The organism is Burkholderia sp. Bp9090 (assembly GCF_003857985.1).
Taxonomy (GTDB): domain Bacteria; phylum Pseudomonadota; class Gammaproteobacteria; order Burkholderiales; family Burkholderiaceae; genus Burkholderia.
On the sequence record NZ_QTPV01000056.1, the window covers coordinates 16,132 to 31,052 of the forward strand.

The following is a 14,921-nucleotide window of genomic DNA, read 5'->3' on the forward strand; positions in this document are numbered from 1 at the left end:
AAAATCAATCCCAACCGGAGACATTCATGCGTACGCAAGTCGGCATCATCGGCGCTGGGCCCGCGGGCCTGCTGCTTTCCCATCTTCTTCATCTGCGCGGTATCGAGTCGGTCGTGCTCGAGTCGCGCAGCCGCGAACAGATCGAATCCACCATCCGCGCCGGCGTGCTCGAACAGGGCACGATGGACGTGCTGACCGAATCGGGCGTCGGCGACCGGATGAAGGCGGAAGGCGCGCTGCATCACGGGTTCGAACTGGCATTCGAAGGCAAGCGCCGCCGCATCGACCTGACCGAACTGACCGGCAAGGCGATCACCGTCTATGCGCAGCACGAGGTGCTGAAGGATCTCGTGGCCGCGCGCGTGGCGGCCGGCGGCGCGCTGTACTTCAACGTGTCCGGGACGACGATTGCCGGCATCGAGACCGATGCGCCGTCGATCCGCTTCGTGCACGACGGCGTCGAACAGACGCTCGACTGCGACTTCGTGATCGGCTGCGACGGCTCGCAGGGCGTGTCGCGCACGATGATCCCCGCCGCCTTGCGGCAGGACTACGAGCGCGTGTTTCCGTTCGGCTGGTTCGGCATTCTCGTGGAGGCGCCGCCGTCGTCGGACGAGCTGATCTATGCGCGCCACGAACGCGGCTTCGCGCTTGTCAGCACGCGCTCGCCGAACGTGCAGCGCATGTATTTCCAGTGCGACCCGAAGGATTCGGTCGACCAATGGTCCGACGATCGCATCTGGGCCGAGATGCACGCGCGCGTCGACTCCGCCGATGGCCGGCAGGTCGTGGAAGGGCGGATTTTCCAGAAGAACATCGTCGGCATGCGCAGCTTCGTGTCGACCACGATGCAGCACGGCCGCCTGTTCCTCGCCGGCGACGCCGCGCACATCGTGCCGCCGACCGGCGCGAAGGGCCTCAACCTCGCGGTGTCGGACGTGCGCATCCTGACGTCCGCGCTGCAGGCGTTCTACGACGAAGCGCGCACCGACCTGCTCGACGCGTACAGCGAAACCGCGCTGCGCCGGATCTGGCGCGCCGAACACTTCTCGTACTGGATGACGCGCATGATGCATCGTCTCGACGACGCGTCGCCGTTCGAGCAGCGTTTGCAGGTGGCCGAACTCGAGCACGTGACGACGTCGCGCACGGCGGCGATGGCGATGGCCGAAAATTACGTCGGCGCGGTCGCGGTCTGACGCGCGGCGATCGAGCGGGCTGTTGCGGTCGCGGCTTTCGGGAGCCGCGACCGCGCGCTTCGCCCGCACCGCGCCCGTTTACGAGCGGCCCGGCATCAGGTCGCGATGGGCCGCTTCCCTGAACTCGCCCGGCGTCAGGCCGGTCTGCTTGCGGAAATAGCGGCTGAAATACGCGCTGTCCGCAAACCCCATCTCGTGCGCGATCTGCTTCACGCTCAGATTCGAATAAACCAGATCGCGCTGCGCTTCGCGAATCAGATGCGCGTTGACGACCGCCGTCGTCGAGATACCCAACTCCTCCCGGCACACGCGCGCAAGCTGCGCGGCCGTTACGCCGAGCCGGTCCGCGTAGAATTCCACCGGCCGATGCTCGCGAAAATGCGTGTCGATCAGTTCGCGAAACCGCCGCAGCAACGTGGCGCGCCGATCGGTGCCGGCATGCGACGGCGCGGCCGCGAGATCGCTCAGGCGCGAGACATGCACGATCAACGCCACCAGCAACGCCATCCCGGCCGCGCCGCGTCCGCGTGAGGTGCTGCGGAATTCCTGTTCTAGCAACGCGAACAGCGGCATCAGCATCGACGCGCTCGCGTCCGGCTCCTTGACCGGAATCACCGCCGCGCGTTGCAGGATCGACAGCGCGCCCGGCGCGGCGGTCTTGACCAGCGTTTCGAGCGCGCGCTGCACGACCGTGATCACGAGGCCGTCGATCTGCGGCGAGAACTCGAACGCATGGACCGTCTGCGCGGGCAGCACCACGAGGCACGGCGGCGCGAACGTGTGCTTCCCGCTCTCGATCACGACATGCCCCTGCCCGCCGCGGATGTACAAAATCTGCAATAGCGCATCGTGACGGTGCGCGGCGATATGCCAGTCGTTCGGCTGGCTGCGCTCCGGTATCCATTCGAAATTGAACGCGTCGTACCAGGGCGGACGCGCCGATTCGCCATACAGATCGTAGTTAGGGATTCTCCTCATGCCGCGCGGCCTCCTGTGTACAAATTGTCCTGTTGCTTGCGGCGTTTGTCCAATTTTCGCGCGATGCGCGCTTCTATACTTTTCCCATCGACGTAGCGCGCGCCACTGATGCGACGCGCGACGTTCGGGCAGCGTGTGCCGGATCGAGCCGGATCTATCAAGATCATTTCAATAGGATACCTAATGATATCGCAAGCGAACAATCAACAGCAGGACTGGCTTCGTCTCGACGGACAGGTTTGCGTCGTGACGGGGGCCGCGGGCGGCATCGGCACGTCGATCGTCGAAACGTTCGTGTCGGCCGGCGCGCGGGTCGCGCTGCTCGACCGCGACGCGGACGGCACCATCGCGATCGTCGAGCGGCTGCGCGCGGCCGGCGGCGACGTCGTCGCCATCGGCTGCGATATCGGCGACGCCGACAGCGTGACCCAGGCCGCCGAACGTGTGGAGCGTGACCTCGGTCCCGCCGACGTGCTCGTGAACAACGCCGGCCTGTTGCGTGCAGGCGGCATCGAGAGCATCGGCCTCGACGCATGGAACGCGATGCTGCAGGTCAATCTCACGGGCTACATGTTGTGTTCGCAAGCGTTCGGCCGCGCGATGCTCGCGCGCGGCTCGGGTGTGCTGGTACATGTCGCGTCGATCGCGGCGCGCCACCCGCAGACGTACAGCGGCGCCTACAGCGCGAGCAAGGCGGCGGTCGCGATGCTCGCGCGGCAACTGGCGGCGGAGTGGGGGCCGCGCGGCATCCGCAGCAATACCGTGTGCCCGGGAATGATCCGCACGCCGCTGTCCGAGTCGTTCTATGCGAGCGGCGACATCGAGGCGCGCCGCAGCGCGATGACCGCGAACCGCCGCATCGGCCGGCCCGACGACATCGCGAACGTCGTCGCGTTTCTCGCGAGCCCGCGTGCGGCATACGTGAATGGCGCGGAATTGGTGGTCGACGGCGGCCTCGACGCGATGCTGATGGATCTCGTGCCGCGGCCCGGCTACGACGCCGGTGCCGGCGCACGCTGATTCGGTGACCTTGCCGTGCTGCACGCACGACGCGCAGCGTGAGCCCGGCGACGCACAGTTATTCAAGAGATGGAGGAAGACATGATGAACGATCAGCAGCGTTCGAAGCACGTCACGTGCGATCTGCTCGTGATCGGATCGGGAGCGGGCGGCCTGTCCACCGCCATTACCGCGCGCAAGGCGGGGCTCGACGTGATCGTCGTCGAGAAGGAAGCGTGCTTCGGCGGCACGACCGCATTTTCCGGTGGCGTGCTGTGGATTCCCGGCAATCGCCATGCGCGCGCAAACGACGTGCAGGATACGCGCGAAGCGGCCCGCACGTATCTGCGCGGCGAGACGGGCGCGTTCTACGACGATGCGGCGATCGACGCATTTCTCGAGCACGGCCCGCACATGCTCGATTTCTTCGAGCGCGAGACGGACGTGAAATTCGTGCCGACGCTGTATCCCGACTATCACCCGGACATGCCCGGCGGCGTCGACATCGGCCGCTCGGTCGTCGCCGCGCCGTACGATGCGCGCGGGCTGGGGCGCGATCTCGAGCGCCTGCGTCCGCCGCTGAAGACGATCACGTTCATCGGGATGATGTTCAATTCGTCGAATGCGGACCTGAAGCACTTCTTCAACGCGACGCGCTCGCTTCGGTCGGCGTGGTACGTGACGAAGCGGCTTGCCGCGCATCTGAAGGATCTCGCGCTGTACCGGCGCGGCGTGCAGATCACGAGCGGCAACGCGCTCGCCGCGCGCCTCGCGAAGTCCGCGCTGGATCTCGGCATTCCGATCCTGACGAACACGCCCGCACGCGAACTCGCCGCGGACGGCGCACGCATCGCCGGCGCAACGGTCGGGGCCGACGGCGCGACGTATCGCATCACCGCACGCCGCGCAGTCGTGCTCGCGAGCGGCGGCTTCTCGCATGACGTCGCGCGCATCGCGCGTGCTTATCCGCACGTTGCGCGCGGCGGCGAACATGTATCGCCGGTGCCGGCCGGCAACACCGGCGACGGCGCGACGCTCGCCGAGCGCGCGGGCGGCCGCGTCGAGATCCGCTATCCGCAACCGGCCGCATGGATGCCCGTCTCGCGCGTGCCGCTCGGCGACGGCCGCTTCGGTGTGTTTCCGCATCTGCTCGATCGCTACAAGCCCGGCGTCATCGGCGTGACCCGCCGCGGCACGCGTTTCACGAACGAATCGAATTCGTATCACGACGTCGGCGCCGCGATGATCGCAGCATGCCAAGGCGAGACCGAGACGGCGATGTGGCTCGTATGCGATCACGCGACGATCCGCAAATACGGGCTCGGCTTCGCGAAACCCGCACCCGTGCCGCTCGGGCCGCTGCTGCGCAACGGCTATCTCGTGCAGGGGCGCACGCTGGCCGAACTCGCGCAGCGCGCCGGCCTCGATGCGGCGAATCTGGAAGCGACCGTGCGACGCTACAACCGCGATGCCGCGCGCGGCGAGGATCCCGAATTCGGCCGCGGCACGACGTCGTTCAACCGTTATCTCGGCGACGCCGACCATCGTCCGAATCCGTGCGTGGCGCCGCTCGGCGACGGGCCGTATTACGCGCTGAAGGTCGTGATGGGTGACCTCGGCACCTTCGACGGCATCCGGACCAACGTGGTCGGCCAGGTGCTCGCCGCCGACGACCGGCCGATCGCCGGCCTGTATGCGGTCGGCAACGATCGCGCCAGCATCATGGGCGGCAACTATCCGGGCGCGGGGATCACGCTCGGGCCGATCATGACGTTCGGCTATCTGAGCGCACGCCATATCGCGGGGCTGGCCGATCTAGGCGACCAGACCGACGTTCGTGACCGACTCGATCTTGCCGAGCCGACACCATCCGCCGCCGAGCCGACACCACCCGCCGCCGCGCGCGCGACCGCCTGACCCCGGAGCCGACCATGACTACCGCTAAATCCTTCATCGACCATCGCATCTATACGATCCGCCCGCGCGGCATGGCGGAGTTCATCGAGATCTTCGACCGGCTCGCGATGCCGATCCAGGTCAAGTATCTCGGCGCGCCCGTCGGCTTCTACATGAGCGACATCGGCGCGTTGAACCAGGTCGTCCATCTGTGGGGCTACGACAGCATCGCCGACTACGACGCGCGGCGCACCGCGCGCGATGCCGATCCGGACTGGCCCGCGTATCTGCAGGCGTCCGGCCACCTGATCGTCGCGCAGGAGAGCCGCATCATCCGCCGCGTCGAGTTCCCGAGCCTCGCGTACCTGACGCGCTGAGCCGATGACGATGAAACCCGGACCCGACACGGACGACACCCCGCGCGCGGGGCGATCGTCACGGGCGGCGCGGACGGCATCGGCCGGCCATGCGCGATGCGGTTGGTCGCCACGGGCTGCCGCGTCGCGATCGCCGGCCTGCAAGGGCGCCGGGTTCACGACGAAACCATGACCATGAACAGGTCCGCGCGCGGGCGGTGCATCGGCACCGTCGTGCGACCGGACCGAAGGAGACATACGATGAAAACCCCCCCGCGTACGCTCGACGTGCAGTCGTTCATCGACGCCGAGCGCTTTTCCCCCTGTCAGTGGCTGATCCTGATCCTGTGCTTCCTGGTCGTGGCCGCCGACGGCTACGACACGGCCGCGATCGGCTTCATCGCGCCCGCGCTGACGCACGACTGGGGCATCGCGCGCAGCGCGCTCGGCCCGGTGATGAGCGCGGCGCTGGCCGGGCTCGGCATCGGCGCACTCGCCGCCGGCCCGTGCGCGGACAGGCTCGGCCGCAAGACCGTGCTCGTGCTGTCGGTTGTGTGCTTCGGCGCGTGGAGCATGGTGTCCGCACATGCGCAGTCGATCGAAGCGTTGACTGCATTCCGCTTCCTGACCGGGCTCGGCCTGGGCGCGGCGATGCCGAATGCCGTCACGCTGATGTCGGAGTACGCGCCCGCCCGGATCCGCGGTGTGGCCGTCAACGCGATGTTCTGCGGTTTCTCGTGCGGGCTCGCGGTGGGCGGCGTCACGTCCGCGTGGCTGATTCCGCAGTTCGGCTGGCAAAGCGTGCTGACCGCGGGCGGCATCGGGCCGCTCGCGCTGGCGGTCGCGCTCGTGATGCTGCTGCCCGAGTCCGCGCAGTATCTCGCGGCGCGACCGGGCACGCATGCGCGCATCGCGCGCATCCTCGCGCGGATCGCACCGCGCGAGCGCTTCGACGACTGCACGTTCGTGGCCGCCGGCGCGCGAGCGCAAACGGGCGGGGCGTCCGCGCTCGCACAGGTCGTATCCGCGCAGTTCCGTTCGCGCACGCTGATGCTGTGGGCGGCCTATTTCATGGGACTGCTGATCTATTACCTGCTGACCAACTGGATGCCGACGCTGCTTCGCGACGCCGGTTTCAGCGCCGAAGGCGGCGCGCTGATGACGTCGTTGTTCCCGCTCGGCGGCGTGCTCGGCAACCTCGGCGCCGGATGGTTGATGGACCGCTTCAATCCGAACCGGACGATCGTCTGCGCGTATGTCGTGGCGGCGCTGCTGGTGCTCGTGGCGAGCCGCACGATCGGGCATGCCGCATGGCTCGGCACGCTGATTTTCCTGTGCGGCACCGTGGTGACGAGCGCGGTGACGTCGATGTCGGCCTATGCGGCGAGCCTGTATCCGACGCGCTGCCGCGCGACGGGCGTGGCATGGATGCTCGGCATCGGACGAATCGGCGGCGTGGCCGGCGCATTCGCCGGCGCGATGCTGATGGGGCTCGGCTGGCACTTCGGCGACGTGTTCAGCCTGCTGGCGGTGCCGGCGCTCGCCGCGGCCGGTGCGTTGTACATGATCGGCCATTGCCGCACGGAGATCACGGAACAGGAGCGCGCGAGCGGGGCGGCCGTGCAGCAGCACTGATCCGGCAGGTGCGCGATTGCAGCGCAGAGCGCGAATGAAAAAAGCCACGGAGGGTTCCGTGGCTTTTTGTTTTCGTCACGCAGCCGTTTCATGGCTGCGTATCGAACGGTTGCGTGCGAACGCGCTTACGCGATGCTCTTCGACCAGTTCGCATACCAGTTGCGGAACAGCGTGTACTGCGCTTCCGCGTAGTTGCGCTGCGCGTCGCTCAGGGCGTCGGTTTCGTTGAAGTGCAGCGTGTATTCCTTGTCGCCGTTCAGCACCATCAGGTGCTTGTAGAACAGGACCAGATCGCAGCCTTCGTCGAACGACGACAGCACGGCCAGCGCCGCTTCCAGTTCCTTCGCACGCACGCGCGCCACTGCGTCGCCTTGCGCGGCCTTCTTGCACAGGTCGACCAGTTGCAGCACTTCACGCGGCAGCGCGTTGCCGATACCGGTGATCGCGCCTGCGGCGCCGCAGTTCACGAAGCCGTGGAAGACCTGCGTGTCGACGCCGGCCATCAGCGTGACGCTGTCGTCCTGCGACGTGATGTTCTCGGCTGCGTAGCGCATGTCGGCGGCGCCGCCGAATTCCTTGAAGCCGATCAGGTTCGGGTGCTGGCGACGCAGTTCGAAGAACAGGTCGGCGCGGGTCGCGAAGCCGTAGTACGGGCTGTTGTAGATCACGGCCGGCAGGTTCGGCGCGGCGTTCAGGATCGCGGCGAAGTGCGCCTTCTGGGCCGCCGGCGATGCGCCGCGCGACAGCACGCGCGGGATCACCATCAGGCCGTGCGCGCCGACCTTCGCGGCATGCGCGGCGTGCGACACGGCTTCCTTCGAGTTCACCGCGCCGGTGCCGACGATCGTCGGGACGCCGGCTTCGACCAGGCGCGCGACGCCTTCCTGGCGCTGCGCTTCGGTCAGCAGCGGCCAGTCGCCCATCGAGCCGCAGTACACCACCGCGCGCATGCCGAGTGCAATCAGTTCCTTGCCCTTCTTCACCAGCGCGTCGAAATCCGGCTGACGGTCAGCGGTGCACGGCGTCATCAGGGCCGGAATGGTGCCGGTAAAAATGTTGTCGCTCATCTCGTTTCCTCACATTCAGATAGGGTCAACTGCCATTGCTGGCAACCTGGGCTGTACGCGCGCTCGCCGTCTCGTCGGTGCTGCATGCGATCCGGACGGCGGCTGGCCGCCTCTTGTTTGCCTCGGTGCCGAAACGTTGCCTCCGGTTTCGCCCGAGAGTCAGCCATCGACGGAAGTCATTCTAGCCAGTTCGAATATTTTATACAATATAAAATAAAAAGGGCATGACGAAGGTCGTCGTGCCGGAGCCGCGGGGAGGGTGGCGAACCGCGCCGCAGCGGCTTTGGGCGGGGGCGACGGACGATCCCGTCGACGCCGGAAAATTCACGCCATGCCTCGTCCGTCGGCCCGTGAGCCATGATCGGCGTCCCGTCTGCAAGCCGCTGCCGTACTTTCCTCCGATCAGAACCATCGCGCTCGCAGGCTCGGAACCTGACGGCCAGATGCCGCCCCGCATGTCGCATTTCTGCCGAAACCTTTTTGAGATTGCGTGGATTGTGTATTGGATATTGTATAAAATCTTTCGGCGTGCTTACGCGCGAACCCGCCCCGCCAAGGGAAATGGAAGACAACGAGAGGAGATACGGAGATGACAAGTCAGGTCGGCGAGGCAGTCTCGCCTGGTAGTGCAGCAGCCGTGCGGGACACGGCGTCGAAGCGGGAATTGAAGCGGGTCGTCGCGGCGTCGATGGTCGGCTCGGTGGCGGAGTGGTACGAGTTCTTCCTGTATGGAACGGCGTCGGCGCTGGTGTTCGGCACGCACTTCTTCAAGAAGACCGGCAACCCGATCGACGGCCTGCTCGCCGCGTTCGCGCTGTATGCGGTGGGATTCGCCGCGCGCCCGATCGGCGGGCTGGTGTTCGGCTACTACGGCGACAAGTTCGGCCGCAAGTATCTGCTGCAGGTGAGCCTGATCGTGGTCGGCGTCACGACCTTCCTGATGGGGTGTCTGCCGACCTTCGATGCGATCGGCTACTGGGCGCCGGTGCTGCTGGTGTCGCTGCGCCTGATCCAGGGCTTCGCGTTCGGCGGCGAGTGGGGCGGCGCGATCCTGCTGGTCAGCGAACACAGCCCGGACAACCGCCGCGGCTTCTGGGCCAGCTGGCCGCAGGCCGGCGTGCCGGCCGGCAACCTCGTCGCGACGATCATCCTGCTGGTGCTGTCGAGCTCGCTGTCCGAGGCCGACTTCCTGGCGTGGGGCTGGCGCGCGGCGTTCTGGTTCTCGGCGGTGGTCGTGCTGATCGGTTTCTGGATTCGCCGCAAGGTCGACGATGCGCCGATCTTCAAGGAAGCGCAGGCGCGCCGCGCGCAGAAGCAGGAAAAGCAGCTCGGCGTGGGCCACGTGCTCAAGTATCACTGGCGGCAGGTGCTGATCGGCATCGGCGCGCGGTTCGCCGAGAACATCCTGTATTACATGGTCGTCACGTTCTCGCTGACTTACCTGAAGCTGGTCGTCGGCTTCGACACCACGCGGATCCTGAAGCTGATGTTCGCCGCCAACGCGATTCACTTCTTCTTCATCCCGCTGATGGGGCTGATGTCGGATCTCGTCGGGCGCAAGCCCGTGTATCTGACGGGCGCCGTGCTGACCGCCGGCTGGGGCTTCGTCGCGTTCCCGATGATGGATACTGGCAACGACTGGATCATCATGGCCGCGATCGTGCTCGGCCTGTTCATCGAATCGATGACGTACTCGCCGTATTCGGCGCTGATGACCGAGATGTTCCCGACCAACGTGCGCTATACCGCGCTGTCGCTGTGCTACCAGGTCGCGCCGCTGATGGCCGGCTCGCTTGCGCCGCTGATCGGGCTGTCGCTGCTCGAGCGCTATCACTCGTCGACGCCGATCGCGTTGTATCTCGTCGCGGCCGCGCTGATCTCGATCGTGTGCGTCGGGCTTGCGAAGGAAACGCGCGGCAAGTCGCTGCGCGAGGTCGATGCGGAAGCGAGTCGGCGCACGCACGTGTGAGGCGGGTGATCGACGACTGATTGCACGCACGGAAGCCACCCGCGAGGGTGGCTTTTTTGTGCTTCATCGAGGATGTCCGGGGAGCGCGGGGAAGACGGCCGGCGTTCGGTTCACTACGGTCGTCACTGATTGCGCCCGGCAGCGGCCATCGACGGGTGCTGGTCGAGGGGGGGCGAATCTGCCGTAGCGCACTGCACTGCGTTCGCTCGTTCCCGGTGATGTCGCGCATGCCGTCGGATGGCGACGCGTCGACAACGGGCGTAGCATTCAGACATGCGGCCGGCCGCGATGCTCGCTGCCGGATCGGCGGCACGCCAGGTCCGGCCGCGGCCGGCCACCCATGACGGCCCGGCAAAGGAGCCTCGATGCGCTCGCAAGCAACGTCCGTCCCACGCCTGAGACGCTACGGGATCGCGGCTGCGATCGTCGTCGCCTGCCTGATCGTCGTCGGGCGCGTCACCGGTCTCCTGGTCGACTGGCTCTGGTTCGCGTCGATCGGCTATGCCGACGTCTTCTGGACGATCCTGTCCGCGAGGGTGCTGCTGTTCGCCGCGGTGTTCGCCGTGTCGGCGGCCGCGATCGGCGCGTCGGGGTGGCTCGCGCATCGTCATGCCAGGCCCGTCGATGTCTGGCAGGTAGCGGACGCTTCGTCGACGCGTGCGGAGGATGTCCTGCGGGCGCTGGCGGGGGAGGTCGCGTCGCGCATTCCCTGGCGCGCGGTCATTGCCGCGGGTGCCGTCATTCTCGGGCTTGCGATCGCCGCCGGTGCGATGTCGAGCTGGGATGTTGCGCTTCGCTTCCTGCATCGGGTGCCGTTCGGCGCGCGCGATCCGATCTTCGGCAAGGACATCGGTTTCTATCTGTTCGCGCTGCCCGTCTGGATCGTGCTGAAGAACCTGCTGCTGCAAGTGGTCGTGTGCTGCGCGATCGTCGCGGGCGGCGTCTACTGGCTGCGTGGCGACATCATGCTCCGCCCGCCGAAGGGGCTTTCGTCGGCCGCCGCGGTTCACGGGTCGGCGCTACTGGCACTGTTCTTCCTGCTGAAAGCCTGGTCCTGGTGGCTCGAACGCTTTCTGCTGCTCTACGACAACAACGGGGTCGTGGTCGGCGCCGGTTATACGGATATCCACGTGATGCTGCCGGTGCTGTGGCTGCTCGTCGGCCTCGCCGTTGCGTCGGCCGTTGCGATGCTGGTCAACCTGCGCCGGCCCGGCTATCGGTTGCCGGCCGCCGCGATGCTGCTCGTGTTCGGCACTTCGTTCGCGCTCGGCATCGTCTATCCCGCGCTGTTCCAGCGCTTCTACGTCAAGCCGAGCGAACTGCAACTCGAGACGCCCTATATCCAGCACAACATCGCGTTGACGAGGCAGGCTTACGGTCTCGCGCGGATCGAGGTCAAGCCGTTCGCGGCCGAGCAGGGCCTGAACATCGCGTCGCTGCAGGCCAATCGCGCGACCGTCGACAATATCCGCCTGTGGGATGTGCAGCCGCTGATGGATACCTATGCGCAGTTGCAGGAGATCAGGACTTACTACAAGTTCTTTTCCGTGGATATCGATCGCTACCGTCTCGACTCCGGCTACCGGCAGGTCATGCTGTCGGCGCGCGAACTGGAGCAGTCGATGCTGCCGGAGAACGCCCGAACCTGGGTGAACCTGCATCTGCTGTTCACCCACGGCAACGGCATCGTGATGTCGCCGGTCACGGAGAAATCGACAGAAGGCTTGCCGTCGCTCTATCTGCGCGACATTCCGCCCGTCGCCGATGGCGGACCGGCGATCGACGAACCGCGCATCTACTTCGGCGAAGGCGGGCAGGGCTATGTGATCGTGAAGGGCAGCGTGCCCGAATTCGACTACCCGAAGGGGGACAGCAACGTCTACACGTCGTACAGCGGGCGCGACGGTGTCGCGATCGGCGGCGCGGTGCGGCGCAGCCTGTTCGCATGGCAGTTCGGCGATCCCAACATCCTGCTGACGCACTACATCACGAACGAGAGCAGGATCCTCTTTCACCGCAACATCCGGGACCGGATCCGCACGATTGCACCGTTTCTCGCGCTCGACCACGACCCCTATGTCGTGGCAAGCAACGGACGCCTGTTCTGGATGCAGGACGCCTATACGACCAGCCAGTGGTTTCCGTATGCGCCGCCCGGCACTGGCGATGGTGCCAACTACATTCGCAACGCGGTCAAGGTGGTGGTCGACGCGTACAACGGCACGGTCGACTTCTACGTCAGCGATCCTTCCGATCCGCTGGTGCGGACTTACGCGCGCATCTTCCCGGGCATGTTCAAGCCGCTCGACGCGATGCCGCAGGACCTTCAACGGCACATCCGCTACCCCGAGGATCTGTTCCTGATCCAGGCGAACCTCTACCGCGCTTATCACATGGATGCACCGGAAGTGTTCTATAACCGCGAGGACCTCTGGCAGTTTCCTCGTGCGCTCGGCGATATCGATGGGGGCGACGCCGCGAACCGGCAGATGGCGCCGTACTACACGATCATGCGGCTGCCCGGCGATGCGCAGGCCGGCTTCGTGCTCATGCTGCCGATGGTGCCGAGCCAGCGCGAGAACATGATCGCGTGGCTGGCCGCGCGTTGCGATCCGCCCGGGTACGGCAAGCTGATCGTCTACGCGTTCCCCAAGGAAAAGCTGATCTACGGGCCGTACCAGATCGAGGCGCGCATCCAGCAGAGCACGGAAATCTCGCAGCAGATCTCGCTGTGGAACCAGATGGGCTCGCGCGTGATCCGCGGACATCTCGTGGTCGTTCCGATCGAGCACTCGATTCTCTACGTGTCGCCGCTCTATCTGCGCGCGTCGTCCGGCCAGTTGCCCGAGTTGAAACGGGTGATCGCGGCCTATGGCGATCGCGTCGTGATGGAGGAAAACCTGAGCGAGGCGCTCGCGGCGCTCTTCAAGGAGACGAGGCCGGGGCCGGTGGCAGCGCCGGCCGGCGGCGCGGCGGATACGCGCGCCCGCGATGCGCTGGCCCATTACGATCGTGCGATCGAGCGGCTGAAGGCGGGGGATTGGGCCGGCTTCGGCGCGGAACTCGATGCGCTTCGACCGTTGCTCGAAGCGCTGGGCGCCGCTCGCGCGGATCACAAACAGTGAGTGAGGCGCGGCTGAGCGGGCGTGGGCGTGATCGACCGCGGTCAAGCAGTTGTCGTGTCGTTCCGGGCGCACACGTTGGCTTGAATCGGGACCGGGCGCGGAAAGCGGGCCGGCAGCCGGCTCGTCGTCCCATGCATCGAGCGAACCGGCCAACCCGTCAGGTCAGCGGCGGCGCGTGCCCATGATCCTCCAGACTTCGCGCGTCGTCGTATTCCCGCGAAATATCCTTGTTCGTGTAGTCGCCGAGCTTCGATGCGGCGACCAGGCTCAGCACCGCACATATCAGCACGTACACCGCGATCGCATACCCCGAATGGTAGTAGGCAAACAGCGCGGTCGCGATCAGCGGTGCCGGGCCGCCTGCAATGACCGAAGCGAGCTGATAACCCATCGACGCACCGCTATACCGCAACCGCCCGGTAAACGACTCGGCGATCAATGCCGCCTGCGGTCCGTACATCATCGAATGCGGGACCAGCGACAGCACGATGGCCGCGAAGATCCACGCCGGATTCCGGCTGTCGACCATCGCGAAGTAGAGGAATCCGAATACACCGACGGAAACCGCACCGATCATGTACATCCGTCGCCGCCCGATCAGATCCGACACGTGGCCGAACAGCGGAATGGTGACGAATTCGACCACGGACGCCACCAGCACCGCCGTCAGCAGCAGCTCTCGCGTGACGCCCAGTGCCGTGATCCCGTAAGTGAACACGAACGCCGTGAAGATATAGAACGGCGCCTGTTCGGCCATTCGCGCAAACGCCGACAGCACGATATCCCTCGGCTGCTTGCGCAGCACTTCGAGCATCGGCGCCTTCTCGATCCGGCGCTCGGCCAGCAGTTTCGCGAAGATCGGCGTCTCGAGAATGTTCAGGCGGATATAAAGCCCGATCGCGACCAGCAGGATGCTGAGGACAAACGGCACGCGCCAGCCCCACGTGAGAAAACTGCTGCCGGACAACCAGCTCATGGCCAGCACGGCGAGGTTGGCGAGGAACAATCCTGCCGGCACGCCGAACTGGGGCCACGACGCGACGAAGCCGCGATGCGCATTGGTGCGCGCCCACTCCATCGACATCAGGACCGAGCCGCCCCATTCGCCGCCGACGCCGACGCCCTGGATGAAGCGCAGCACCGTGAGGAGAACGGCGCCCCAGATGCCGATCGTCGCGTAGGTCGGAACGAAGGCCACGGCGAACGTCGCGAGCCCCATCAGCAACAGGGTCACGATCAGCGTGGCCTTGCGGCCGATGCGATCGCCGTAGTGGCCGAAGATCGCCGCGCCGACCGGCCGCGCGACGAAGCCGACGGCATAGATCAGGAACGCCTGAAGCGTGCCGACGAGTGGATGGGATTGGGGGAAATACAGCTTTGCGAAGACCAGGCCGGTGACCGTGCTGTAGAGGAAAAAGTCATACCATTCGATCGTGGTGCCAATCGTGCTGGCGATGACGGCGCGGCGCAACTGGCGCCGGGCTTCCTCGTCGGAGAGGGGCGTGGCCGCGGATTGCATGGCAGCCATTTTGGTATCTCCCGGAAAAGGGCGATAGAGAAATAAACCATACGCCCGGCGACAGGTTTCAGCAAGCGCAGGCCACGAATGGATTGCAGGGCGCTCAAGACTTTCAATAAGAAGTCCTGATATATAGCCAGATCAACCACTCGCGCGCGCATGCATGTCGATGAACGCG

Annotated in this window: 10 protein-coding genes; 7 read left to right on the forward strand and 3 right to left on the reverse strand. The window is 66.1% G+C overall.

Features of this window, described 5'->3' with window-relative positions; translation table 11 throughout:
* The first annotated feature begins 26 nt into the window (after window positions 1-26).
* Window positions 27-1,199, forward strand: a complete 1,173-nt coding sequence (locus DIE16_RS32715; protein WP_124489402.1) for a 4-hydroxybenzoate 3-monooxygenase — start codon at window positions 27-29, stop codon at window positions 1,197-1,199.
* 78 nt (window positions 1,200-1,277) lie between these two features.
* Here DIE16_RS32715 and DIE16_RS32720 read toward each other — a convergent pair whose 3' ends face one another.
* A complete protein-coding gene (locus tag DIE16_RS32720) occupies window positions 1,278-2,177 on the reverse strand; it encodes a helix-turn-helix domain-containing protein (RefSeq protein ID WP_124894189.1) in 900 nt (299 codons plus the stop codon).
* A gap of 183 nt (window positions 2,178-2,360) precedes the next feature.
* Here DIE16_RS32720 and DIE16_RS32725 point away from each other — a divergent pair, with 183 nt between their 5' ends.
* The 4 genes from DIE16_RS32725 to DIE16_RS32740 all read left to right on the forward strand — a co-directional run bounded on the left by DIE16_RS32725 (window position 2,361) and on the right by DIE16_RS32740 (window position 7,063).
* Complete coding sequence (locus DIE16_RS32725) at window positions 2,361-3,197, forward strand: SDR family oxidoreductase (protein WP_185735545.1); 837 nt, start codon at window positions 2,361-2,363, stop codon at window positions 3,195-3,197.
* 81 nt (window positions 3,198-3,278) lie between these two features.
* A complete protein-coding gene (locus tag DIE16_RS32730) occupies window positions 3,279-5,093 on the forward strand; it encodes an FAD-dependent oxidoreductase (protein WP_409364472.1) in 1,815 nt (604 codons plus the stop codon).
* A 14-nt stretch (window positions 5,094-5,107) separates the two neighbouring features.
* The gene (locus DIE16_RS32735; protein WP_124489399.1) at window positions 5,108-5,449 is read left to right on the forward strand and encodes an NIPSNAP family protein; all 342 of its coding nucleotides are present in this window, start codon (window positions 5,108-5,110) and stop codon (window positions 5,447-5,449) included.
* Between the two features lie 240 nt (window positions 5,450-5,689).
* On the forward strand, window positions 5,690-7,063 hold the full coding sequence (locus tag DIE16_RS32740) for an MFS transporter (protein WP_124894191.1): 1,374 nt from the start codon (window positions 5,690-5,692) through the stop codon (window positions 7,061-7,063).
* 125 nt (window positions 7,064-7,188) lie between these two features.
* On the opposite strand, the gene DIE16_RS32745 is transcribed toward DIE16_RS32740, so the two are convergent.
* A complete protein-coding gene (locus DIE16_RS32745; protein ID WP_124523839.1) occupies window positions 7,189-8,130 on the reverse strand; it encodes a dihydrodipicolinate synthase family protein in 942 nt (313 codons plus the stop codon).
* A 589-nt stretch (window positions 8,131-8,719) separates the two neighbouring features.
* Between DIE16_RS32745 and abaF the strand changes: the two genes are divergently transcribed.
* The gene (gene abaF / locus DIE16_RS32750) at window positions 8,720-10,099 is read left to right on the forward strand and encodes a fosfomycin efflux MFS transporter AbaF (protein WP_124668330.1); all 1,380 of its coding nucleotides are present in this window, start codon (window positions 8,720-8,722) and stop codon (window positions 10,097-10,099) included.
* A 365-nt stretch (window positions 10,100-10,464) separates the two neighbouring features.
* Entirely contained in the window at window positions 10,465-13,224 is a 2,760-nt protein-coding gene (locus tag DIE16_RS32755; protein WP_124894192.1) for a UPF0182 family protein, read from the forward strand.
* 157 nt (window positions 13,225-13,381) lie between these two features.
* Here DIE16_RS32755 and DIE16_RS32760 read toward each other — a convergent pair whose 3' ends face one another.
* Entirely contained in the window at window positions 13,382-14,752 is a 1,371-nt protein-coding gene (locus tag DIE16_RS32760) for an MFS transporter (RefSeq protein WP_124489394.1), read from the reverse strand.
* Between the last annotated feature and the right edge of the window lie 169 nt (window positions 14,753-14,921).

Coding starts and splice junctions, on each gene's coding strand:
- DIE16_RS32715 (WP_124489402.1), top strand. CDS start 27: ATGCGTACGCAAGTCGGCATCATCGGCGCTGGGCCCGCGGGCCTGCTG.
- DIE16_RS32720 (WP_124894189.1), bottom strand. CDS start 2,177: ATGAGGAGAATCCCTAACTACGATCTGTATGGCGAATCGGCGCGTCCG.
- DIE16_RS32725 (WP_185735545.1), top strand. CDS start 2,361: ATGATATCGCAAGCGAACAATCAACAGCAGGACTGGCTTCGTCTCGAC.
- DIE16_RS32730 (WP_409364472.1), top strand. CDS start 3,279: ATGATGAACGATCAGCAGCGTTCGAAGCACGTCACGTGCGATCTGCTC.
- DIE16_RS32735 (WP_124489399.1), top strand. CDS start 5,108: ATGACTACCGCTAAATCCTTCATCGACCATCGCATCTATACGATCCGC.
- DIE16_RS32740 (WP_124894191.1), top strand. CDS start 5,690: ATGAAAACCCCCCCGCGTACGCTCGACGTGCAGTCGTTCATCGACGCC.
- DIE16_RS32745 (WP_124523839.1), bottom strand. CDS start 8,130: ATGAGCGACAACATTTTTACCGGCACCATTCCGGCCCTGATGACGCCG.
- abaF (WP_124668330.1), top strand. CDS start 8,720: ATGACAAGTCAGGTCGGCGAGGCAGTCTCGCCTGGTAGTGCAGCAGCC.
- DIE16_RS32755 (WP_124894192.1), top strand. CDS start 10,465: ATGCGCTCGCAAGCAACGTCCGTCCCACGCCTGAGACGCTACGGGATC.
- DIE16_RS32760 (WP_124489394.1), bottom strand. CDS start 14,752: ATGGCTGCCATGCAATCCGCGGCCACGCCCCTCTCCGACGAGGAAGCC.